Genomic DNA, 23141 nt, shown 5'->3' on the forward strand with positions numbered 1-23141 from the left:
ATCAGCTTCCTGCTTCCACGCATCGGAAAAAGAAATCGACCAGATGGTCGCGCGCGTCCACCAACGCCGCCCCCATCGTCACCGCGCCGTTCAGGTGCGACGCGAAGCGCGACGGATCGTCGAGCCAGCCTTGCACGATCCACAGCTTGAGCGCGTGCTGCAAGCATGCGGCGTCGACCGCCCATCCGAGGTTGGCCGGGTTCACCGGCCGCACGCGCCGATAGGCACGCACGAACGCTGCCGCGAGGTGCGGCGCTTCCAGCGGCAAGTGATTCAGGCATCGCACCAGCTCGTATTCGCGAGGCGCGCCGATCGACGCCTCCCAGTCGAGGATCAGCGGCGGCAGCTTGCCCGTGAACAGATAGTTGAACTGGTTGTAGTCGTTGTGGATCGGGTGCTGCGGATCGTCGGCCGGAAACGCCTCGATGCTGCCCGGATAGTAGCGATCGAGCATGCGCAGCGCGAGATCGACATAGCGGCGCAGGTTCGCGGCAGCGGCGGCGCTCGCATTCGCTCGATCGAGTGCATCCAGCAGACTGCGGCGCACCGTGTCCGCATCGATCGAGGTCAGCCGCGCGCGGATCGTATCGCGCGACGGCAGACGCAGTGATTCGAGGCTCAGGTGCAACGCGGCCAGACTCGCGCCGAGCGCCTCCCATTCGGTTGGCGAGAACGTATCGTAGGTTTTGAATTGCCCGGCTTCCCAGCGCGTCAGCATCGCGTGCGAATGCTGCCCCGACCACAGCGACGCGCCGGACGTCGTACGCTCCAGCGTCTGCACATGGAAACGCGTATCGCCATGCGTTTCCAGATGCGCGAGGACGGCGGTTTCCTTGATCGCTCGCGCATGGTGCTCAAGCGCATGGAGCTTGACCGCCACGGCCGCGCCGCCGTCGGTCGGCAGATGCCACACCCGCTCGCTGACCTGCGTCGGCGGGCCGCCGCGACCGAGCCCGTAGGCGTCGCGAATCTGGTCGAAGGTGGCGGCGAGCGAATCCATTCAGATGTGCTCGGCCGGCCCGTGCCGATACGGATGACCGGTCAGGAACGTGTTGTGTCCCACGTAGCGCAGCTTGTACATCGCCGGCCGGAACAACACCGACGGATCGTTGTTCGCGATGCCGAGCAGCGGGTACAGGTCATGCCGCACGAAGAACGCGTTGTTGCCCATGTCGTCGCAGCAGACGAGTTCATAGCCCTTCTGCCTGCCGAGATGAACGAGCGATTCGAGGCTCGCGCCGTAATAGGTCGATCCGTCCCATTCGTGGTCGGGATTGAAGCACATGACCCAGCGCTCGGGCGGCGTGTAGTACGGGTTGTATTCGATCACGACGATGCGCGGCCGGAACGATTGCAGGCCGCGCCACACCCAGTAATCGTTGCCGTCGATGTCGATCGACAGCAGGTCGAAGTCGGTCGGTACGTTCGCGTCGGCGAGCAGTCGGTCGACCGTGTCGGGCTGCACGCGATCGTGATGCAGACGGACGCGCTCCATGCCCGCGTAGTGCGCGGCAAGCTTGCCGAACCGGTATGCGCTGCCTTCCACGAGTACGCCGGACCAATCCTGCTCGCGCAGCAAGCGCGCGGTATTGCTGTTGCGCAGGCCGTCGCTCGCGCCGATATCGACGCAGAAGCGGTTGGTCGGCGCGATCCGCTCCATCAGACGCGACAGGATGCCCTCCTCGGTGCCCTGCGCGTAGAGGCTGGGCGCAAGGCCGGACAGGTCGAGCGGGAGAGGATGGTCCTGCATCGAGAGCGGCTCCGGGGCGAAATGGGGAATGATGGGCGGTGCTGGATGGGTAATTTACCCGAAGTCGATTGAGCAGAGGAAACCGGAATGCGCGGCGTGGCAGGTTTTGCCGCAGCGGATATGAAAAAGCCCGCATCGACATTGCTGTCGATGCGGGCCTGTCGCGCTGCTGGCGGTTCGCCGGTGCGGTGATTCCTGACCTGGCCCCACGACCGGACGAAACCTCAGGACACTTACTCCTGCCCCTGGCTCGCCAGGAACTCCTCGTAATTCCCGCCGAAGTCGAACAGCGTGCCGTCCGTACGCACTTCGATGATCCGGTTCGCCAGCCCGCTCACGAATTCGCGGTCGTGCGACACGAAGATCAGCGTGCCTTCGAACTGCTCGAGCGCGATCTGCAGCGACTCGATCGATTCCATGTCCATGTGGTTGGTCGGCTCGTCCATCAACAGCACGTTGTGGCGGCCGAGCATCAGCTTGCCCCAGATCATGCGGCCCTTCTCGCCGCCCGACAGCACCTTCACCGACTTCTTGATGTCGTCCGACGAGAACAGCAGGCGGCCCAGCGTGCCGCGCACCATCGTTTCGTCGTCGCCGTCCTTGCGGTACTGGTCGATCCAGTCCATCAGCGTGATGTCGTCCGGGAATTCCTCGTACGTGTCCTGCGGCATGTAGCCGACGTTCGCGTTCTCGGCCCACTTCACCGTGCCGTGATCGAGCGGCAGGTTGCCGAGCAGCGCACGCAGCAGCGTCGTCTTGCCCGCGCCGTTCTCGCCGATGATCGCGATGCGCTCGCCCGGCTGCACCGACAGGTTGAAGTTCTGGAAGATCGTGCGCTCGTACTTCTTCGTGATCTCTTCGGCGACCACCGCGACGTTGTGCAGCTTCTTCTCGAACTCGAAGCGGATGAACGGGTTCTGCCGCGACGACGGCTTGAATTCCTCGATCTTGATCTTGTCGATCTGCTTCGCGCGGCTGGTGGCCTGGCGCGCCTTCGACTTGTTCGCCGAGAAGCGGCGCACGAAATCCTGCAGTTCGGCCACGCGCTCCTTCGCACGTGCGTTCGCCGCGGCCTGACGCTCGCGCGCCTGGGCCGATGCGAGCATGTAGTCGTCGTAGTTGCCCGGCCAGACCTTCAGCGTGCCGTAGTCCATGTCGGCCATGTGCGTGCACACCGAGTTCAGGAAGTGACGATCGTGCGAAATGATGATCATCGTCGAGTTGTACTCGTTGAGCGTGTGCTCGAGCCAACGGATCGAGTTGATGTCGAGGTTGTTGGTCGGTTCGTCGAGCAGCAGCACGTCCGGCTTCGAAAACAGCGCCTGCGCGAGCAGCACGCGCAGTTTCCAGCCCGGCGCGACGTCGGCCATCGTGCCGTTGTGGAACTTCTCCTCGATACCGATGCCGAGCAGCAGCGCGCCCGCGCGCGCCTCGGCGTCGTAGCCGCCGTATTCGGCGAACTTGCCTTCGAGCTCGGCCGCGTGCATGTAGTCGTCGTCGGTCGCCTCCGGGTTCGCGTAGATCGCGTCGCGCTCGGTCATCGCGGCCCACATTTCGGTGTGGCCCATCATCACGACGTCGAGCACGCGCACGTCCTCGTACGCGAACTGGTCCTGGCGCAGCTTGCCCAGGCGGACGTTCGGCTCCAGCGCGACGTTGCCGGCGCTCGGCTCGAGGTCACCGCCGAGGATCTTCATGAAGGTCGACTTGCCGCAGCCGTTTGCGCCGATCAGACCGTAGCGGTTGCCCTCGCCGAATTTGACCGAGATATTCTCGAACAAGGGCTTCGGCCCGAATTGCATCGTGATGTTGGCAGTAGAAAGCACGGCAGGTCCCGTTAAGAGAGAAATCGACGGAAAACCGTGTATTTTAGCAGGTGTCGGCGAAACTGCCGACCGCACCGCCCGGCAGCCCGTTCCAGGCTCTCCGCCTCGCCGCCCGGCGGCCCATCAACACGACGGCACGCGCCCCACCGCCGTCTTGCCGGAATCCCGCATGCTCGCCAGCCAGCTTCGCGAACGTCTCGTAGGCGCATGGCGCCTCGTGTCCTACGAAATCCGCCCGTGCGACGGCAGCGCGGTCGCCTATCCGCTCGGCCGCGACGTGCGCGGCTGGATCCTCTATACGCCGGACGGCTACATGTCGGCCCAGCTCATGGCCGCCGGCCGGCCGCGCTACGCCAACGGCGATCTTCAGGGCGGCACCGACGACGAATGCGCGGCCGCCGCGCGCGGCTATATCGCCTACTCCGGCCCCTTTCAGGTCGCCGACGACGGCACGCTGACCCACGCGATGGACGTCAGCCTGTTCCCGAACTGGATCGGCGACGTCCAGCAGCGGGCCGTCATGCTCGACGGCGATCGTCTGCAGCTCGGCACCGTCGCGCCGGTGCGGATCGACGGCCGCGAGGTCGACGCCGTGCTGCTGTGGGCGCGCGCGGGCCGCTGACGCGCATCACTTGCCGGCCTTGCTGGCCGCCTTCTGCGCCGCCTGCGCCTTCATCTGCCCGAACAGTTCCGAGCATGGCACGTCGCGGTTGTTGCTCGGCGCGATCAGCGGAATCAGCGCCGCGAACGGGTTGATCAGCCCGAGCCCGATCATCGCGCCGGCGCGCAGCGCGAGCGCGCCCGCATCGACGCCGACCTTCGGGTTCTTGAACGTGCCCTTCGCATACAACGGCGAGCGCAGCGAGAAGATCCGGAAGCCCTTCGTATGCGGATGGATCTTCAGGTCGAGCGATTCGTCGCGCAGGTTGATCGGGCCGTCGACGTTGATCAGCGCATCGTCGGTATCGAGCGCGAAGACCTTCGGGTCGAGCATGCCGTCGGTCGCCACGAAATCGATCGCCGCGCAATTGATGTTGACGTCGCGGTTGCCGAACAGCTTCTCGTAGACGACGTTCGCGACGTTCAACCCCGCCGCCTCCATCAGCAAGCGGCTGATGCGGCCGTTGGTGATCAGCGCCTTCACTTCGCCGGTCGACGTCGCCGCGAGCGCGGCCGGCGAATTGCCGGTTGCCGACAGCGACGCGTCGCCGTTGATTTCGCCGAGTGCCGTCTGCATCACCTTCTGCGTCGGGAACAGCTGCTTGAGCTTCAGATGCCGTGCGACCAGCTTGAAGCGGCCCTTGAGCGGCGTGCGACTGCCGTCGAGATGCGCGTTCGTCTCGAGCGTGCCGCCCGCGACGCCGAACTGCAGCGGCTCGAACGACAGCACGCCGTCCTGCATCAGAATGTGCGTGTACAGGTTGGTGATCGGCAACTGCGGGCTCTTGATCAGCTTGCGGCCGGTGAACTTCACGTCCGCGTCGATCGCGCTCCAGCGTTCGGTGCGGAACGTCTCCACCGGCAGCACGCGATCGGGCGGCTGGCGCGTCGTGTCGCCGCGCTTGGCCTTGCTCGCGGCCGTATCCGCGCCGATCACCGGCGCGAGATCGGAGAACTGCAGCAGGTTCGACACGAGTTCGCCCGACAGCTTCGGCCGCGGTGCGCGCTGCGCCCAGACGAGCGTGCCGCCGAGGTCGCTGCCACCGACGCGGCCATTGAAGTTCTCGTAGCGGAAGGTGCTCGCGTGCGGCTTGAAGTTGCCGATCAAGCGCCCTTCGGTCGCATAAGGCGGCGTATCGGGCAGCGTGATGCCGGTGAGCTGATAAAGGTGCGACATCGACGTGCCCTGCAGCCACAGCCGCAGGTCGAGCGCCGCGAGATGCATCGGGTCGGTCAGCGTGCCGACGATCGCGAGCCGCGTATCGCCGGCCTTCACGTCGGCCTGCAGCGGGAACGGCCGCGACGCATCCTGGATCGCGAGCACGCCGCCGACCTTGCCGGTGCCGCTGATCGGCACGTTCTTGTAACGGCCGTCGACCTTCAGCCCGAAGGCATAGGTCGGGCCGGACGGCTTCGCGGGCGCCGCCGCGCCGCTGGCGCCGGACGCGGCAGCGGCCGCCGACGCGGAAGGCGTGGCAGGCGCGGACGCAGCGGGCAACCCCGACGAACCGGAAGCGGCCGACGCAACGACACTCGCGGCCGACGCGCCCGAGGCCGCGGCCGCGCTCGCCCCCGACGCGGCTTGCGCATCGGCCTTCGCGCCCAGTTGCGCGGCGCCATGCTTGCCCACGCGCTGCGCCGACGCCGCACGCGACGTCTGCTCCTGTTCCTTCAGCACGTCGCCGAGCGGGATCGGCTGGCCGAGCGTATCGATCGCGACGGTCAGATCGGCCTTCGTGATCGCGTCGCGATACGTGACGGTGCCCTTCGCGAACCCGAAGCTGTCGAGCCGCACCTTCCACCGCGAAGGCTGCGACGATTGCTTGAACTGGAAGGTCCACGTATTGCTGCCGTCCGCGCGCCGCTCGAGATCGACGGCGGGATTCACGACGTCGATCGACGGGATGACGATTTCATGCGCAAGCAGCGGCAGGATCGCGAGATCGAAGTGCGCGGCATCGAGCGTAACGAACTTGGGCGCCTTCGCCCAGTCGGGATTGCCGATTTCGAGTTGCGTGGCGGAGAAGCTCGGCCAGGGCACCCATGCGCGCCAGCCGGTTTCGCCATCGGGGCGACGCCAGCCGACCTTGAGGTCGCCGTTGATCGCGAACGGGCGGCCGAGTGCAGCGCTCACCTGTTCGTTGACCCACGGTTTCGCGCGGTTCCAGTCGAACGTGAAAAGAAAGACGCCGGCCGCCGCGATGAGCACCGCGACGATGCCGACGACCCATGCAGCCGATTTGCCGATGGCTCGGGTTAGCGTCATGGCGGTTCCGTTGTTGTTCTGAAGTCTTGCCGCACCGTGCCGGGCCGCTTGCGTGGACGAACGGCGCACGACAACTGCGGCTTTTCGATCGGTATTATGACGCACGACATGACGGCCTTTCGGCGCCATTAACGCTTTTTTTCATTTGTGACATGACCTCCCCCACCGGCCTCATCGACGCGCAGCACATCACGCGGCGCGACGCCAGCAGCGGCAAGACGCTGCTCGCCCCGACCGATTTCAGCCTCGCCGCGGGCTCGCGAATCGCTGTCACCGGCCCCTCCGGGTCGGGCAAGAGCGTGCTGCTGCGCGCCCTCGCGCTACTCGATCCGCTCGACGGCGGCCGCCTCCTGTGGCGCGGCAGCCGGATCCGGCGCAGCGCGATTCCGCGCTACCGGCGCAGTGTCGCCTATGTCCGCCAGCGCCCCGCGCAAATGGACGGCACCGTCGAATCGCAGTTGCGCTATCCGTATTCGCTCGCGATCTATCGCGACGTCGCGTTCGATCGCGCACGCGCCGAAACGCTCGCCTCACAGGCCGGCCGCGGCGCCGACTTTCTCGACAAGCGCGCGAGCGACCTGTCCGGCGGCGAGGCGCAGATCGCCGCGCTGCTGCGCGTGCTGCAGCTCGATCCCGACGTGCTGCTGCTCGACGAGCCCACCTCCGCCCTCGATCCCGAATCGGCACGCGCGATCGAAGCGCTCGTCGGCGCGTGGTTCGACGCCGCGCCCGACGCACGCGCCTACATGTGGATCTCGCACGATCCGGCCCAGGCCGCGCGGATCGGCACGACACGGCTCGTGATGCAGGCCGGCGTATTGCACGCGGCCGACCCGACGGAGGTTGCGCGATGAGCCCGGCACTGCAGGACCTGAGTCTGGTCGACGTCGGCATCGCCGCCGCGCTCGTCGCCGTCAACGGCGCGATCTCGGCGGCGCTGTCGCTCGGCCTCGGCCGCAAGCTCGCGCTCGCGGCGATGCGCACCGTCGTGCAGTTGCTCGCGATCGGCTACGTGCTCGGCTGGGTGTTCGGCCATCCGCACTGGTACGTCGTGCTGCCGCTCACCGCGTTGATGACGCTGATCGCCGGTTTCGCCGGCGCGGGGCGCGGCAAGCGCACGTACCGCGGCCAACGCATCGACAGCATCGCGTCGATCTGGTTCAGCAGCTGGTTCGTCGCGGCGGTCGGCCTGTTCGTCGTGATCCGCATCCATCCGTGGTTCGCGCCGCAATACGCGATCCCGATCCTCGGGATGATTCTCGGCAATACGCTGACGGGCGTCTCGCTCGGCGTCGAGCGGATGATGGAGGAACTCACCGCGCGCCGCGATCGCGTCGAAACCGCGCTCGCGCTGGGTGCGACGCGCTGGGAAGCCGCGCAGGACGCCGCGCGCCAGGCCGTGCGCGCGGGCATGCTGCCGACGCTGAACCAGATGGCGGTGGTCGGCGTCGTGAGCCTGCCGGGGATGATGACGGGCCAGGTGCTGGCCGGCCAGTCGCCGCTACAGGCCGTGCGCTACCAGATCGTGATCATGTTCCTGATCGCCGCCGCGTCCGCGCTCGGCACCGTCGGCGCGGTGCTGATGACCTATCGCCGGCTGTTCTCGGCCGATCACCGCTTTCTCGCGTCCCGGCTCGAAGAGCGCACGCACTGACGCGCGGCGGCAGCCTGCGCATGCGAAGTTTCACCGAAATGTCATGACCGGACGGACAGGATGCGCGCGAGCATGAGGTGACATCCGCATCACGTCACACGTCGCCGTTGCACGGTCGCGGCGCCGCGCCGCGCCGCGAAGCCGGCAACGGATGCATCGCGACGGCGGCACGGCAGACCTGCTCGCGTGCTGGCCTGCTCGTTCCGCCCCCCGTCGAACCGGTTGCGCGCGCACCGGACCGGACGAAACGCCGGCCCGCGCGCGCCGCTCAACGCTTGATCGACACCGTCACCTTGGTGCCGTCGCTCATCGTCACGGACTTCGACCCGCCGTTGGTCGGAATCGACACCCACTTCACCTGGCTCACCGACGCGACGTCCGGACACTGCAGCGACTTGCCGCCGGCCGTCACGCTGCGCGTGCCCTTCGGCGCGGCCGCCTGGAAGCTCAACTGCACGTTGGCGACGCCCTTTGCGTCGACCGACGGCGCGAGCCGCACCTGGGTCTGCCGCACCATCGCGCCGTTCGCGTCGCGCGGCAGGTTGTCGGCGTTCGGGCAGCCGTCCGGCATCGCCACGGCACCGCTCGGCGGCACCGACTTCCAGTTGAAATCGTCCGTCTCGCCCGAGCGGATCTTGCGGGTCTCCTGCGTATTGCCGAAGGTCTTCGAGTCGACCTTGACGGTGTATTCGAGCTGTCCCGTACCGCCGCCCTTCAGGCTGCCCTTGACCGGCGGCGCCGCGAATACGCTCGCGCTGACGCACGCCGCCGCGAACACGACCGACCACGATGCGGCGACCGACAAGCTGCGTTGGCTCATGCTGACCTCCTTGTAATGCGGCGGCACGCGCGTGCCGCGCGGTTTTCGATGCATGATGCGCTGCCAGTCTACCGCCAAGCGGGATGCAATGCGCCGCAAACGCATCGGGTGTTACCCCGCTTGCGTTCGCGGCGCCGCAACCTTACGCGTACCGCCGGCTCAGAACCCGCTCAACACGAGCTTGCCGATCGCGCGCCCGCCCTCGAGCATCCGGTGCGCGCGCCGCACGTTCTCGGCATTGATCGTGCCGAGCTGTTCGCCGAGCGTCGTGCGCAGCGTGCCGCCGTCGACGAGCCGCGCCACCTCGCTCAGGATCTTGTGCTGCTCGATCATGTCCGGCGTCTCGAACATCGCACGCGTGAACATGAATTCCCAGTGAAACGCGGCGCTCTTCGCCTTCAGCAATTCGACCGGCACCGGCTTCGCGTTCTCGACGATCGTGCAAATACCGCCCTGCGGCCGGATGACTTCCGCAGCGGCCGGGAAATGATGGTCGGTATCGTTGAAGATCAGCACGTAGTCGACGCTCGGATGGCCGATCTCGCGCAATTGCGCCGGCAGATCGCCGAAATGGTCGACCACCGCATCCGCGCCCAGCGCGCGCACCCAGTCGGCCGACGCCGGCCGCGACGCAGTCGCGATCACGTGCAGCTTGCCGAGCGTCTTCGCGAGCTGGATTGCAATCGAGCCCACGCCGCCCGCGCCGCCGATGATCAGCACCGACTTGCCCGCGTCCGCGCCCTGCGGCGACACGCGCAACCGGTCGAACAGCGCTTCCCATGCGGTCAGCGCGGTGAGCGGCAGCGCGGCCGCCGCCGCGAAGTCGAGCGTGCGCGGCTTCAGCGCGGCGATCCGCTCGTCGACCGCGTGGAATTCGCTGTTCGCGCCGGGCCGCGTGATGCTGCCCGCGTAGAACACTTCGTCGCCGGGCCGGAACAGCGTGACGTCGGCGCCGACCGCGACGACCGTGCCGGCCGCATCCCAGCCGAGCACGCGCGGCGTCTCCTCGATCTGCGGCTTCGGCGCACGCACCTTGGTGTCGACCGGGTTCACGGAAATCGCCTCGACCTTCACGAGCACATCCCGCGGGCCCGGCACGGGCTGCGGCAGTTCGACGTCGAGCAACGCTTGCGGGTCGTCGATCGGCAGATAACGGGTCAATCCAACGGCTTTCATCTCGATACTCCTTTCAGGAAATCCGGCAGGCTGCGGCGCAACCTCCATGCGTGCCATCGTAGGCAACCCGATAATTCGAGAAAACCGCTATATTTCCTGAAACATTTTCAGGAATTTCAGAATAATGACGTCCGCTCCCGTTTCGGCGCCCGACAAGCCGCTCGACCTGCTCGACGTCGCGCTGTTCGTGCGCGCGGCACTGCTCGCGAACGTCAGCGCGGCCGGGCGCGAATTCGGCGTGTCGGCAGCGGTCGCGAGCGCACGCATCGCGCAGCTCGAACGCCAGCTCGGCGCGCGGTTGCTGCATCGCACCACGCGCCGCATCAGCCTCACGCAGGACGGCGAAATCTTCATGGCGCGCGCCGACGCGCTGCTCGCGGCCGCCGACGCCGCCCGCGCGTCGGTCGGCCGCGGTCGCAGCGAGCCGTACGGGCGGCTGAAGGTGTCGATGTCGTCGTCGTTCGGCCGCCAGCACGTCGCGCCGGTGATTCCGGCGTTCCTGCGCCGCTATCCGTCCGTGTCGCTCGATCTGCGGCTGTCCGACGAGATCGTCGATCTGGTCGACGACGGCTACGACGTCGCGATCCGCCTCGGTGCGCTGAAGGATTCGACGCTCGTCGCCCGCAAGCTCGCCGTCAACCGCCGCGTGCTGTGCTGCTCGCCCGCCTATCTCGCCGAACACGGCACGCCGCGCCATCCGGCCGACCTGACGCAGCACGAATGCGTGATCCTCGGCGACCAGCGCGACTGGTCGTTCGCGACGCCGCAAGGCCCGCTCACGGTGCGGGTCGGCGGCCGGCTCGTCGCGAGCAACGGCGAGGCGATCCGCGAAGCGCTCGTCGACGGCTTCGGCATCGCGATCAAGTCGACCTGGGACGTCGGCCCGCTGCTCGCGAGCGGCGCGCTCGTCACCGTGCTCGACGACTACCCGTTCGCGGAGGACGTCGCGATCTGGGCCGTCTATCCGAGCCGCGCGCACGTGCCGCTGAAAACCCTCGCGTTCATCGCGTTCCTGGCCGAGCATTTCGGCGATCCGCCGTACTGGGATCGCGCAAACGGATGACCGCCACCGCACCGCGCGCGGTTTCGCTCCGGCGCCGGCCGCCATGCACGGCCAACCGGCTACAATGGCGCGTTCGCGACGCAACGGCCTGCAGCCGCACGAGGCCCGCGTCCGCAGGCGGCCGTCCGTGGGCCGCGCACGTCATTCATTCGTCTTCCAACCACTCGTCATGACCCACAATCTCGTCATCCAGAGTCTTGCGCCGCTGTCGGACGCCCATCACAAACCGCTGCTCGCGCTCTCGCGCGGCACCCGCATCGTGCAGACCGACGATCACGCGCTGCGCGTCGAAAACGCGAGCCCGGCGCAGCGCCTCGACATCGACGCGTACTGCGGCACGCACGCGCTCGACTTCGGGTTCGTCGAGGCCGGCCTCACGCTCGGCGATTTCGGGCTCGCGGTGATGGACATGGATTCGACGCTGATCACGATCGAATGCATCGACGAGATCGCCGATTTCTGCGGACTGAAGACGCAGGTCGCGGAGATCACCGAAGCGTCGATGCGCGGCGAGATCCGCGATTTCAACGAAAGCCTCACGCGCCGCGTCGCGCTGCTGGCCGGGCTCGACGCGCACGCACTCGAGCGCGTGTACGAAGAACGGCTGCAACTGTCGCCGGGCGCCGAGACGATGCTGGCCGGCGTGAAGGCCGCCGGCATGAAGACACTGCTCGTGTCGGGCGGCTTCACGTTCTTCACCGAGCGGCTGAAAGCCCGCCTCGGCATCGACTACGCGCATGCGAACACGCTCGAGATCGTCGACGGCAAGCTCACCGGCAAGGTGCTCGGCGAGATCGTCAACGCCGACGTGAAGGCGCGCCTGCTGCGCGAGACGTGCGCGTCGCTCGGCCTCGAGCCGCGCCGCGCGATCGCGATGGGCGACGGCTCGAACGATCTGAAGATGATGGCCGAAGCCGGGCTGTCGGTCGCGTATCACGCGAAGCCCGTCGTGCGCGACGCGGCGACGGTCGCGTTCGACCATGTCGGCCTCGACGGGCTGCTGCGACTGTTCTGATCCGGCCGCACCGTCAATGAAAAACGCCGGCGCGACAGGGCATCGCGCCGGCGTTTCGTTTTCGTGCCGGACGTTGCCGGCCGGCGATCAGCCGAGTGCGGCCTGCATCGCGCGCTCGATGTCCGCGCGCAAATCGGCTTCGTCTTCCAGACCGACGTAGAAACGCACCAGCGTGCCGCGATGCGGCCAGTCCGGACGCATCGACGCGACGTCGTAAGGCATCGCGAGGCTGCACGCGCCGCCCCAGCTCCAGCCGATCGCGAACAGCTCGAGCGACTCGACGAAACGGTCGACCTGCTCCGCGCTGTAGCGTGCGTCGAACACCACCGAGAACAGCCCGCCCGCGCCGGTGAAATCGCGCATGAACGACGCGTGCCCCGGGCAGTCGGCGATCTGCGGATGCAGCACCGCCGCAATCTCCGGCCGCGTCTTCAGCCATTGCGCGAGCGCGAGCGCGCTCTTGCCGTGCGCGTCGAAGCGCAGCTGCATGCTCGGCAGGCTGCGCAGCACGAGCGAGCAATCGTCGACCGACACGCCGATCCCGCAGCGCATCCGCGCGAGCTTCAGCTTCGCATGCAGTTCCGCGTTCGCGGTGATCGTCGCGCCCATCAGCACGTCGCTGCCGCCCGACTGGTACTTGGTCAGCGCCTGCACCGAGATGTCGACGCCGTGCGCGAACGGCTTGAACGCGAGGCCCGCCGAAAAGGTGTTGTCGATCGCGGTGACGATGCCGCGCGCCTTCGCGGCCGCCGTGATCGCCTGCACGTCGGGCACTTCCATCGTCACCGAACCGGGCGCCTCGATCCAGATCAGCCGCGTGTTCGGCTGGATCAGCTCGGCGATGCCGGCGCCGATCAACGGATCGTAAAAACGCGCGGTGATGCCGAAATCGTTCGCCAGCCACTTGCCGAAATCGGCGTTCGGGCCGTACACGTTGTGCGGAATCAGCACGTCGTCGCTCGCTTTCACGATCCCGAAGTAGACGTTCATGATCGCCGCGAGACCCGACGGCTGCAGCAGCGTGTGCGTGCCGCCCTCGATCTCGGCGAGCCGCTGCGCGAGCGCGAGCGACGTCGGCGTCGCGTGCAGCCCGTAGCGCCACTGGTTGTCGTCGTGCCAGACCAGCGCGCGCATCGTCGCGAGATCGGGGAACACGACCGTCGACGCGCGCGCGACCGGCGGCACGAACGAACGAAAGCCTTCCGGAATGGCGTCGTCGGGTTGAACGATGCGGGTTTGCAGCGCGCGCTTGGGAGTGGATGCGGTCATGACTGGAGGCCGGGCACGAGGCCGTTCGGTTGCGGAATATGTCGCTAGAGTAGCCAAAATCGGCGCACTTGGCCCGGTACAGTGCGCGCCGCGCACGCCGAGCCAGCGCCCGTTCAGTCGTCGGTTCGCAGGTTGACGACGCCGCCCACCGTCTCGATTTCGCGCACGCGGCCGTCGCGCACCTGCAGCGCCGCGCGCTTGCCCGGCGCCAAACGCAGCACGACCGGCTGCGGATCCGATTCGTCCGAATTCATCCGGTCCGCCTTCAGGTCGCCCGCCGCGTCGAAACGGCCGATCCACACGCCAGTGATGTTCGTGCCGTCGTTCGACTCCTCGATCTCGAGCGTATCGCCGTCGCGGTCGCCCGCGAGCAGCACGACCTCGCCCGTGTCGGCGAACTGGTATTCGCCGTGCACGCCTTCCTCGTCCGTCTTGGGGCCGAGATGCACGACGATCGGCCGGTCGCCGAGCGTGCCTTCGTAGCGCGGCAAGCGGGCGAACTCGGGATTCGGCTTCAGCGGCCGCGCCGGCGCCGGTTCATCCTGCTGCACGCCGGGTGCAACCGCCTGCGCTTCGACCGCCGCCGGCATCGCGATGCCCGCTGCCAGCGCACCCGCGACGACGAGCGCCCGTTGCCATTCCGAATATCGACCCACCTCGTGTTGCTCCTTGCTTCAGATTCGCCCGTCGATCGCGGGACCGTGCCGGGTCGAAACCCGGCTCTTGCGTCGCCGCGCCAGCCTGCGCCGCGACTGCGTCGGCGTGCGCGTTTCGCGTCAGCCCTGCATCAGGCTTTCCACCGCAGCGCGGTGCGGAATCGGCGCGACCGCGCCGTAACCGGTCGTCGACAGCGCCGCCGCCGCGTTCGCATAACGCGCGGCCGCGAACGGATCGTCGCCCGCGACGATCCGCGCGACGAACGCGCCGCCGAAGCAGTCGCCCGCGCCGGTCGCGTCGACGGCCTCGACCGCGAAGCCCGGCACGACGCGCCGCTCATGCGGCGTCGCGACATACGCGCCTTCCTTGCCGAGCTTCAGCGCGACGACCTGCGGCCCGTGCTCGAGCATCGCGTCGACGATCGCGTCGCGATCGTTCGCGCCCGTGAGCGCCGTCACGTCGTCCCAGCTCGGCAGACAGATGTCCGTCTGGCGCAGCGCCTCGCGCATCACCGCACGGGCACGCGGCAGCGGCCACAGCTTCAGGCGCAGGTTCGTGTCGAAGCTGACCTTCGCGCCGTGGCGACGCGCATGGTCGATCGCCGCGAATGCCGCGTCGCACGGGGCCGTGCCAATTGCAAGACTGATGCCCGACAAGTGCACGGCCTTCGCGGCCGCGAGCGCGTCGAGCGGCAGGTCGCCCGTCGCATAGCGGCTCGCAGCCGACCCCGCGCGCAGATAGTCGAACTGATGGCCGTCGATGCCGTGCGTGACGAAATACACGCCGGTCGGCGCCGTGCGGTCGATGCGCACGTACGTCGTGTCGACCTGCTCCGCCGCCCACATGTCGGCCAGCAGCCGGCCGAACGGATCGTCGCCGATCGCCGACACGAAGCCCGTCGACGCGCCCTGGCGCGCCGCCGCGATGCAGAAGTTCGACGTGTCGCCGCCGAAGCCCTGCAGGAATTCGGGACGCCCCGGCTGCGACTGGTTGAATTCGATCATCGCCTCGCCGAGCGCGAGGATCTCCGGAAACGCAGCGGCCATCGCTTACACCTCGCCCCACAGATCGTGGCCGTCGGCGCCCGTGATCTTCACGGACACGAAATCGCCGACCTTGTAGCGCTTCGATGCCTTCGCCGCCGGCTCGACATAGACGACGCCGTCGATTTCCGGCGCATCCGCTGCCGTCCGGCCGATGCCGCCTTCTTCGCCGACTTCGTCGATCAGCACCTTGAGCGTCTTGCCGACCTTGCGCTGCATGCGGTTCGCCGATACTTCCTCGGCCACTTCCATGAAGCGCGCGCGACGCTCCTCCCGGACCTCGTCCGGCAACGCGCCGTCCAGGTCGTTCGCGGTCGCGCCTTCGACCGGCGAATACGCGAAACAGCCGACGCGATCGAGTTCCGCTTCGCGCACGAAGTCGAGCAGCGTTTCGAACTGTTCTTCCGTCTCGCCGGGGAAGCCCGCGATGAACGTGCTGCGGATCGTCAGGTCCGGGCAGATCTCGCGCCACTTCTGCACGCGCTCGAGCACCTTCTCGGCGTTCGCCGGACGCTTCATGCGCTTCAGCACTTCCGGGTGCGCGTGCTGGAACGGCACGTCGAGATACGGCAGCACGTGGCCCTTGAACGGACCTTCGGCCATCAGCGGAATCACTTCGTCGACGCTCGGATACGGATATACGTAGTGCAGGCGCACCCACGCGCCGTACTGCGCGGCGAGTTCGCCGAGCGCGGCGACCAGGTCGGTCATGCGCGTCTTGATCGGCTTGCCGTTCCAGAAGCCCGTGCGGTACTTCACGTCGACGCCGTAAGCGCTCGTGTCCTGCGAGATCACGAGCAGTTCCTTCACGCCCGACTTGAACAGGTTCTCGGCTTCCAGCATCACTTCGGCGACCGGGCGCGACACGAGGTCGCCGCGCATCGACGGGATGATGCAGAACGTGCAACGGTGGTTGCAGCCTTCGGAGATCTTCAGGTATGCATAGTGACGCGGCGTGAGCTTGATGCCGGCCGCGGGTACGAGATCGACGAACGGGTCGTGCGGCTTCGGCAGGTGCGAATGCACGGCCTGCATCACTTCGCCCACCGCGTGCGGGCCGGTGACGGCGAGCACCTTCGGGTGGACTTCCTCGATCAGGTTCGAGCCGCTGGCGCTCGACTTCGCGCCGAGGCAGCCGGTGACGATCACCTTGCCGTTCTCGGTCAGCGCTTCGCCGATCGCGTCGAGGCTTTCCTGCACGGCTTCGTCGATGAAGCCGCAGGTGTTCACGACGACGAGGTCGGCGCCGTCGTAGGTGCCGGAGATTTCATAACCTTCGGCACGCAGTTGCGTGATGATTTGTTCGGAATCGACGAGCGCTTTCGGGCACCCGAGGGATACGAACCCTACTTTGGGGGATTGGGACATCTGGAATGTGGGGGCGTGGCGGCAAAAGCGTGAGTTTACAGCGATTTAGGGGCGGCGAGCCAAAATGAGCGACCGGCGGTATCGTCGATCGGCAGTTCGAGCACGCCGCCCGGTGGGCGGCCGACAACCAGATGGGGCTTGATGCGTCCCTATCACTGCGGGACGAAGGGCTGTCGGCGTACCACCAGCGCCATGTGCGGCAAGACGCGTCGGGGGTATTCCTGCGTGCAGTCGAGGACGGCCAAGTACCGGCCGGCTCGGTACTGATCGTTGAGGGGCTGGATCGCTTGAGTCGCGCCGAGCCACTGCAGGCACAGGCGCAGCTCACGCAGATCGTGAACGCCGGCATCACGGTCGTGACGGCTAGCGACGGCCGCGAGTACAACCGCGAGCGTCTCAAGGCGCAGCCGATGGATCTCGTGTACAGCCTGCTGGTGATGATCCGGGCGCACGAGGAATCGGACACGAAGAGCAAGCGCGTGAAGGCGGCAATCCGCCGGCAGTGCCAGGGATGGATCGCCGGCACTTGGCACGCCCCTATCCGGGTCGGGAAGGATCCGCACTGGGTGCGGAAGACTGAAGCGGGTGGGTTTGAACTGGCCGATGACCGGGCGGCAGCCGTGCATCTCGTCATTGAAATATTCATAACAAGGGCACGGCGCGGTCCGGATCGTCTGCGAGTTCGGCCGACCGCGGGCTCAAGATAACCGAGAGCGGCCGCTCGGCGTCGAGCCACATCTACCGGCTGCTGGCGAATCGGATGCTGATCGGCGAGAAGTCGGTCGAGGTGGACGGCGAAACGTTCCGGCTCGAAGAGGTGTCGCTCGCACCACCTTCGCGGCGCTTGTCGCGAGTTCGCTTTCATTCCGTCCCCAAAAACACGTATTCAAAGGACGTCTCTTTACAAAAAACGCATCTGTATGATTTACTCCGATGCAAATCACAATCAAATGCGCGGCGAAAAATGACCAATCTGCGAGACCAGTTTGTTCGAGACGGCTACCTTTACCTGCCGGCGTTCTATACGCCGGGCCAAGTGGACGAAGTTGCTCGGCAAATTTCCGATGTAAAGAATCAACGGTCCACTGAGATCGTTGTCGACATGCTCGACACTGGCGAACGAACAACATTGGGATACCTGAGCCCCAAGGAGATCGAATCTCGCCGCATGAAAATCAACGATCTCTATCTTCCGATGGCATCGGTACGTGAACTGTCTCTGTCAGAGCGGCTTGCACCGATTCTTGGAAGTCTGCTGGGCCACACTCCAGTTCTGTGCAATAGCCTTTATTTGGAAAAAGGCAGTGCGCAACCCCCTCATGTTGATGCGTTGTATATGACGCCAAAGTCAGATGAGCATCTGATCGCGTCTTGGATTGCACTCGAAGATGCTCATCCAGACGCCGGCCAGCTCGAGTACTTCCCCGGAAGTCATCTAATTAAACAGATGATCTTCAGTAACGGCACTCGTCATTTCGTGCCAAGCGAGATGCCTGAGTGGGAGGCATATATGGAGCGCCAAGTACGTGAACTCGGGCTCGAGAAGAAATCATTTTCAGCCAAGAAGGGAGACGTATTTATTTGGCATTGCAACCTTCTCCATGCCGGCGGTGTCATCAGGAATCCAAACCTTACTCGCAAGTCGCTCGTATTCCACTACTACTCGCTCGACGACGTTAAGGAAATGGACTACAAGATCGAGCAACTGAATGGCGCATATTGGATGAACCGCGCTCCGCAACCTCTTCCTGAAGACGCAAAATGGAACTACGAATTCTCCGAGGAGGCTTATCTCGCGTGCAATCCTGACGTTGCTGACGCCGTCAGGTCGGGCGTGATCGCATCGGGTCGAGCGCATTACGCACAATATGGTCAGCACGAAGGCAGAAGGATGCGCTGAAACCGGATGGGCCGCGTTGGCTGAAGTTTTCGCTATGGATCGCAATGCGAAACACTACGCTGACCGGCCGACACGGATGAAAGCAGTGAAAAAGTCTCGCCGCCAGATTTCAAGGGCTCAGCATCGTGACGCCGGACGGTCATCCCGCAACGCTCGCCGTCGTCGATCAGAACGGAAAAATCGTCGAGGCCGGGCCGAGTGTCATGCACGCGGTGTGGGACGTCGCGATTCGGTCGTATCGCAATTTCCTGATCGGCAACGGGCCTCTGCGGGTACTCACGCAGCCTCCCAGCACAAGGAGCAAATAGAAAACGGCGCAGCGCCGTTTTAGTGCTACAGGTCGAGAAACATTCGAACCGCGTACCTGATCGCCTCCATTTCTTCGTCTGTTGCGCGCTCGTCCTTAAACTGAAACCCGCGCGCCTTGAACGACAGATTCACGATCTGATCGACGAGCGCCACACCTGGCCGCGCGAGGCTCGAAATCGGAATTTCAGATTCCCAGCCCCTCACGGTCGACGTGATCGGCAAGCCGACCACCCGCCCCGTCAGTTCGTTGATATCGCCCGGCGCGATAACCACGACAGCACGATATCCGTCTTGCTCGTTGCCCTTACTCGGCCCGACATAGAGCCGAATCACGTCCCCTGCTTCCGGAACTCCATTGAGCATTTTTCTTCGATCCTTTCGGTTCTGCGTCAAGAGTGTTCGTCCGGTCCCCCGAACTCACTGCCTTGCGGATCGCCGAAATCGACAATCGGATGCGACTCGAGCTTCCCTTCACGCAACTGTTGCAGATAGCGCTCACGAGAAAACCGCTTGATGCCAACGTGCGCAAGAATCTGCACCTTGCCATCAACCACATGAATGTCGACTTCTTGTCCCTCCGCGAAATGCGCCTCTCGGGCAACGCTCGCCGGGATTCGAACCGCAAGACTGTTCCCCCAACGCTTGAGGGTTTGAACGGTCATTAGGCGCTCCTTATAGATTTCCCACCACTTGTGCAATGTTGTATCGCAGACTACTCATACGATGTATCAACGCGTAGATACATCGTAGGAGCTGGCGTGAAGTGTGCCAACATCGTTGAAACGTCCTCCGTTCCCGCGCGCGATCGAAGTCGGTCGGTGTCAACCGACTCCGCGCGGGTTGTCGAAGGGCCGACGGATTGAGCCACGTCGAGCCACTGCGGGCTCAAGCGCGACTCGCTCGGATCCCGAACACCCGGTCGCGCTGCCGGGAAAGAAACGCCCGCGCACCCGAGAACCGACACCACTGCCCCGCCCCTTCGAGCAAGAATCGCCCCGAATTAGAGCAGCCGCTATGCGAAAATGCGGCATCCGCTCTCTCCAATCGACCCAACGGGGCCCGCATGACCACCCACATCACGATCGAATTCACCGAGCACGCCGCAGAAGCCATCGGCGAGCAGACCAGCACCAGCTTTTCCTACGATCAAGGCGCGCACGTGCCGCAACCGGGCGATTTCGTCGAACTCGATAACTCGCGCCAGACGTTTCTCGTGATCGGTCGCGTGTTTTCGCTCAAAGCGAACTACAGTGCCGTCAAGCTCGTGCTCGACCTTCCTCCGTCGGACGACGATCAGGATTTCGGTTCGGCACACTGAGCAACGACGGAACGCGCCGCGGTCATCCGTACCGATGACCCTGCGCGCCGGTCCACGGCGCCGCAGCACCCAGCCCGTCGATTCGCTTGGCGGGCCGTGCTTGAACTCGGAACGCCGCGCGTCAGTGCGCATCCGGAAACACCGGCGCCTTCAGACACCGATCGAACCACGCGGCATCGCCGCCCTCCCCGAGCGGCCACAATTCGGCGTCGAGCTGCGGCAGGCCGGCCACCGGCGCCGGCGTACGGTTCTCGCCACCGGACGCCGCGGCCCGCACCCACCCCGCCTGCGCGCTGCCGCTGTCGCATGCATGCGTGCCCTGCGCTTCGCAGAACGCCACCGGATGCACCTTCCCGCCGTCGGCCGCGCTCACCAGGCGGTACTGATAGACCGCACCGGTCGCCCAGTCCTCGCTCTGACTGCACACCCGCGCATGATGTTGCACATGAATCGCGCCGAAGCACGCATAAGAAACATGCGCGCCGCTCGCATCGTCGGGGATGAAATCGCAGTTGGCATCGAAGCCGGCCAGCGGGCCGCCGCTGTATTTCGCGAGCCACTGCCGCTCGGCCAGTGCGCGCGCGATCAGCCCTTCGCCCGATCGGTCGGCCAGCACGGCGGTGCGCCGATCGAAGGCCTTGCGCACTTCGTCGGCTGCCAGCCGATGGCCGTCGTAATCGGTATCGAGTCGTTTGTTGCGCGCGTCGAGCCAGCGGCGCTGGCTGCGCACCAGCATGTCGCGGACGGCGGTGTCCGGCGCGGCCTGTAGCGCGCCCGCATAGGCCGCATTCATCCGCGCATCGGCCGCGCGCAACGCGGGGCTCGCGCAAATGCGCTTCTCGATCGGCTGGACGGCTTTCGCACAATCCATCGCAAAGCCCGGCACGGCCAGGCCGACACCCATCATGAACATCGCAGCAAGACCGGCCAGCCTGCCGGTCGATGCCGTTCGAATCCCTCGCATGCTCTCTCTCAGTCGGTTTGTTTTTCTCGGCCGCCCGCATGATGCGGCATCGGGCCTCTCGCCATGCGCGGGAACCGCTAGCGCATTTCGCGCATCGCCGTGCAGCGGCCGCTTATGGTACGCCAGGCAAGCGTTCGCGCGGGCACGGTGCGACCCGGCTTTCGTTCGTATGGACGGGATCTCGATCGACTGGACGACGACGATGTCCGCGCCTGCCGGGCACGGGCATTCGGTGCCGACGATCCTGGACGACCGTCGGCGCTCTCTTCCGGCAAGCGGCAACCGCGCATCGCCGTACCCGAATGCACGACAGCGACCGGCCGCCCCGCTTCGCGGCGCCGACGCCCGACGGCTCGCGCCGCCCCGGGCCGGTTTGCCGCGATGCCGTTACTTCTTTTCGGGCTCCGATGCGCCGGGCTGCTTGAACGGAAACGTGCTGAACATCGACTTCGCCTGGTTCTGCATCTGCTCCTGCATCTGCACGAACATGTTCTTCGACTGCTCGATGTAGCTCGTCATCATCCCTTGCATCATCGGCGCCTGCATGTTCATGAACTGCGACCAGACTTCCGGATTCATCGCGTTACCTTCGTAGAGGTTCTTCGATTGATCCGCGAGCTTGTTCTGGATGTCGATGAATGCCTGGATGTTCTTTTCCAGGTACGTGCCCATCATGCCCTGCATCGCATGACCGTAGAAACGGATGATCTGCGACAGCATCGACGACGAGAACATCGGTACGCCACCGCTCTCCTCCTCGAGGATGATCTGCAGGAGGATGCTGCGCGTCAGGTCTTCGTTGGATTTCGCGTCGACGACCTTGAAATCCTCCTGCTCGAGCACGAGCTGCTTCACGTCCGTGAGCGTAATGTACGTGCTTGTCTCGGTATCGTAGAGCCGGCGGTTCGGGTACTTCTTGATGAGCCGTTCGGCCGTCTTCTTTGTAGTAGTCATGTAACGCCTTTGAGTGCAGCGTAGCGCAAGTGACGAATCCCCGCCGCCCGAATCCGGGAGGCGGGGGCCTTCGGAAAACGCCCGGCTGCGCAGCCATCCTGCCCGCGCAGCCCGGACGCTCAGCCCATGTGCAGGCCGCCGTTCAGCGAGAAATCGGCGCCCGTCGCGAAACCCGAATCGTTCGATGCGAGCCACGCGACGATCGAGCCGATTTCCTCGGGCGCGCCGAGACGCCGCACCGGAATCGTCGCGACGATCTTCTCGAGCACGTCCGGACGGATCGCCTTTACCATGTCGGTGCCGATGTAGCCGGGCGACACGGTATTGACCGTCACGCCCTTCGTCGCGACTTCCTGTGCGAGCGCCATCGTGAAGCCGTGAATGCCGGCCTTCGCGGTCGAGTAGTTGGTCTGGCCGAATTGCCCTTTCTGGCCGTTCACCGACGAAATGTTGATGATACGGCCCCAGCCACGTTCGACCATCCCGTCGATCACCTGCTTCGTCACGTTGAACAGGCTCGTCAGGTTGGTGTCGATCACGGCCGTCCAGTCTTCATGCGTCATCTTGCGGAACACGACGTCGCGCGTGATGCCCGCGTTGTTGACCAGCACGTCGATCTCGCCGACTTCCGCCTTGACCTTGTCGAACGCTTCCTTGGTCGAGTCCCAGTCGCCGACGTTGCCTTCCGACGCGATGAAGTCGTACCCGAGCGCCTTCTGGTCCTCGAGCCATTTCACCCGGCGCGGCGAGTTCGGGCCACACCCTGCGACCACCTTGAAGCCGTCTTTCGACAGGCGCTGGCAGATGCTGGTGCCGATGCCGCCCATCCCGCCCGTTACGTACGCAATTCGCTGAGACATAAATCTCACTCCATTTTTTGGTTTCGAGAGCTGCCGGAGGCCCCCTCTGACTTCACGTGACGCCGGCCGAAGCTGCAATCGGCCGGCGCACGGATCCGGTTCGCCGATGGCGAACGGCCGGTTACGAACGACCGATCACGGACGCTCGACCGCGAGCGCGACGCCCATCCCGCCGCCGATGCACAGCGACGCCAGCCCGCGCTTCGCATCGCGCTTGACCATCTCGTGCAGCAGCGTCACCAGGATCCGGCAGCCCGACGCGCCGATCG

General features: G+C 65.7%; 23 protein-coding genes and 1 pseudogene. 8 read left to right on the plus strand and 16 right to left on the minus strand.

The window, feature by feature from the left end; translation table 11 throughout:
- Window position 1: 1 nt before the first annotated feature.
- The 3 genes from WS95_RS25330 to WS95_RS25340 form a co-directional block, all read right to left on the minus strand.
- The gene (locus WS95_RS25330; RefSeq protein ID WP_059826752.1) at window positions 2-1000 is read right to left on the minus strand and encodes a phosphotransferase enzyme family protein; all 999 of its coding nucleotides are present in this window, start codon (window positions 998-1000) and stop codon (window positions 2-4) included.
- Window positions 1001-1750, minus strand: a complete 750-nt coding sequence (locus WS95_RS25335; protein WP_059826754.1) for an FkbM family methyltransferase — start codon at window positions 1748-1750, stop codon at window positions 1001-1003.
- A 233-nt stretch (window positions 1751-1983) separates the two neighbouring features.
- Window positions 1984-3576, minus strand: coding sequence for an ABC-F family ATPase (locus WS95_RS25340; RefSeq protein ID WP_059826756.1), 1593 nt, complete (start codon window positions 3574-3576; stop codon window positions 1984-1986).
- Window positions 3577-3745: 169 nt separating this feature from the next.
- Between WS95_RS25340 and WS95_RS25345 the strand changes: the two genes are divergently transcribed.
- The gene (locus WS95_RS25345; RefSeq protein WP_034207409.1) at window positions 3746-4198 is read left to right on the plus strand and encodes a lipocalin-like domain-containing protein; all 453 of its coding nucleotides are present in this window, start codon (window positions 3746-3748) and stop codon (window positions 4196-4198) included.
- A gap of 6 nt (window positions 4199-4204) precedes the next feature.
- Here WS95_RS25345 and WS95_RS25350 read toward each other — a convergent pair whose 3' ends face one another.
- Window positions 4205-6502: an AsmA family protein gene (locus WS95_RS25350; RefSeq protein WP_059826759.1), complete on the minus strand. Its 2298-nt coding sequence runs from the start codon at window positions 6500-6502 to the stop codon at window positions 4205-4207.
- A gap of 152 nt (window positions 6503-6654) precedes the next feature.
- Between WS95_RS25350 and WS95_RS25355 the strand changes: the two genes are divergently transcribed.
- Both WS95_RS25355 and WS95_RS25360 read left to right on the plus strand, forming a co-directional pair.
- Window positions 6655-7356, plus strand: a complete 702-nt coding sequence (locus tag WS95_RS25355; RefSeq protein WP_059826761.1) for an ABC transporter ATP-binding protein — start codon at window positions 6655-6657, stop codon at window positions 7354-7356.
- The gene (locus WS95_RS25360; RefSeq protein ID WP_059785938.1) at window positions 7353-8156 is read left to right on the plus strand and encodes an ABC transporter permease; all 804 of its coding nucleotides are present in this window, start codon (window positions 7353-7355) and stop codon (window positions 8154-8156) included. The genes WS95_RS25355 and WS95_RS25360 overlap by 4 nt, the downstream gene beginning before the upstream one ends.
- 268 nt (window positions 8157-8424) lie before the next feature.
- On the opposite strand, the gene WS95_RS25365 is transcribed toward WS95_RS25360, so the two are convergent.
- Together WS95_RS25365 and WS95_RS25370 are read right to left on the minus strand one after the other, a co-directional pair.
- Window positions 8425-8976: a DUF6013 family protein gene (locus WS95_RS25365; RefSeq protein ID WP_034207915.1), complete on the minus strand. Its 552-nt coding sequence runs from the start codon at window positions 8974-8976 to the stop codon at window positions 8425-8427.
- Between the two features lie 159 nt (window positions 8977-9135).
- Window positions 9136-10152 (minus strand): zinc-binding alcohol dehydrogenase family protein, encoded by a 1017-nt coding sequence (locus tag WS95_RS25370; RefSeq protein ID WP_034207412.1) that lies wholly within the window; start codon window positions 10150-10152, stop codon window positions 9136-9138.
- 124 nt (window positions 10153-10276) lie between these two features.
- Between WS95_RS25370 and WS95_RS25375 the strand changes: the two genes are divergently transcribed.
- Together WS95_RS25375 and serB are read left to right on the plus strand one after the other, a co-directional pair.
- On the plus strand, window positions 10277-11215 hold the full coding sequence (locus WS95_RS25375) for a LysR family transcriptional regulator (protein ID WP_034207413.1): 939 nt from the start codon (window positions 10277-10279) through the stop codon (window positions 11213-11215).
- A gap of 169 nt (window positions 11216-11384) precedes the next feature.
- Window positions 11385-12230, plus strand: coding sequence for a phosphoserine phosphatase SerB (serB, locus tag WS95_RS25380; protein ID WP_034207414.1), 846 nt, complete (start codon window positions 11385-11387; stop codon window positions 12228-12230).
- Window positions 12231-12317: 87 nt separating this feature from the next.
- Here serB and WS95_RS25385 read toward each other — a convergent pair whose 3' ends face one another.
- From WS95_RS25385 to rimO, 4 genes are all read right to left on the minus strand, one after another.
- Complete coding sequence (locus WS95_RS25385) at window positions 12318-13499, minus strand: cystathionine beta-lyase (RefSeq protein ID WP_034207415.1); 1182 nt, start codon at window positions 13497-13499, stop codon at window positions 12318-12320.
- A 113-nt stretch (window positions 13500-13612) separates the two neighbouring features.
- The gene (locus tag WS95_RS25390) at window positions 13613-14155 is read right to left on the minus strand and encodes a hypothetical protein (protein WP_059785950.1); all 543 of its coding nucleotides are present in this window, start codon (window positions 14153-14155) and stop codon (window positions 13613-13615) included.
- Between the two features lie 120 nt (window positions 14156-14275).
- Window positions 14276-15202 (minus strand): sugar kinase, encoded by a 927-nt coding sequence (locus WS95_RS25395; protein WP_034207417.1) that lies wholly within the window; start codon window positions 15200-15202, stop codon window positions 14276-14278.
- Between the two features lie 3 nt (window positions 15203-15205).
- Window positions 15206-16567, minus strand: coding sequence for a 30S ribosomal protein S12 methylthiotransferase RimO (gene rimO / locus WS95_RS25400; RefSeq protein WP_006497181.1), 1362 nt, complete (start codon window positions 16565-16567; stop codon window positions 15206-15208).
- 131 nt (window positions 16568-16698) lie between these two features.
- On the opposite strand from rimO, the gene WS95_RS25405 reads away from it, so the two are divergent.
- Window positions 16699-17274, plus strand: a complete 576-nt coding sequence (locus WS95_RS25405; protein WP_257139943.1) for a recombinase family protein — start codon at window positions 16699-16701, stop codon at window positions 17272-17274.
- A gap of 53 nt (window positions 17275-17327) precedes the next feature.
- The gene (locus WS95_RS35900) at window positions 17328-18467 is read left to right on the plus strand and encodes a phytanoyl-CoA dioxygenase family protein (protein ID WP_257139944.1); all 1140 of its coding nucleotides are present in this window, start codon (window positions 17328-17330) and stop codon (window positions 18465-18467) included.
- 333 nt (window positions 18468-18800) lie between these two features.
- On the opposite strand, the gene WS95_RS25410 is transcribed toward WS95_RS35900, so the two are convergent.
- Entirely contained in the window at window positions 18801-19169 is a 369-nt protein-coding gene (locus WS95_RS25410) for a type II toxin-antitoxin system PemK/MazF family toxin (protein WP_257139945.1), read from the minus strand.
- Complete coding sequence (locus WS95_RS34115) at window positions 19166-19438, minus strand: AbrB/MazE/SpoVT family DNA-binding domain-containing protein (protein WP_082747009.1); 273 nt, start codon at window positions 19436-19438, stop codon at window positions 19166-19168. The genes WS95_RS25410 and WS95_RS34115 overlap by 4 nt, the downstream gene beginning before the upstream one ends.
- 401 nt (window positions 19439-19839) lie before the next feature.
- Between WS95_RS34115 and WS95_RS25420 the strand changes: the two genes are divergently transcribed.
- The gene (locus WS95_RS25420) at window positions 19840-20094 is read left to right on the plus strand and encodes a hypothetical protein (protein WP_059498821.1); all 255 of its coding nucleotides are present in this window, start codon (window positions 19840-19842) and stop codon (window positions 20092-20094) included.
- Between the two features lie 121 nt (window positions 20095-20215).
- Here WS95_RS25420 and WS95_RS25425 read toward each other — a convergent pair whose 3' ends face one another.
- The 4 genes and pseudogenes from WS95_RS25425 to WS95_RS34120 form a co-directional block, all read right to left on the minus strand.
- Window positions 20216-21340: a lysozyme inhibitor LprI family protein gene (locus WS95_RS25425; protein WP_230624924.1), complete on the minus strand. Its 1125-nt coding sequence runs from the start codon at window positions 21338-21340 to the stop codon at window positions 20216-20218.
- Window positions 21341-21445: 105 nt separating this feature from the next.
- Window positions 21446-22012 (minus strand): polyhydroxyalkanoate synthesis repressor PhaR, encoded by a 567-nt coding sequence (gene phaR / locus WS95_RS25430; protein WP_006485265.1) that lies wholly within the window; start codon window positions 22010-22012, stop codon window positions 21446-21448.
- 119 nt (window positions 22013-22131) lie between these two features.
- Window positions 22132-22872 (minus strand): 3-ketoacyl-ACP reductase, encoded by a 741-nt coding sequence (locus WS95_RS25435; RefSeq protein ID WP_034207422.1) that lies wholly within the window; start codon window positions 22870-22872, stop codon window positions 22132-22134.
- Window positions 22873-23007: 135 nt separating this feature from the next.
- Window positions 23008-23141: pseudogene (locus tag WS95_RS34120) on the minus strand (acetyl-CoA C-acetyltransferase); the annotation flags it as partial.

The sequence above is a fragment of the Burkholderia sp. MSMB1826 genome (genome assembly GCF_001526325.1).
GTDB lineage: Bacteria > Pseudomonadota > Gammaproteobacteria > Burkholderiales > Burkholderiaceae > Burkholderia.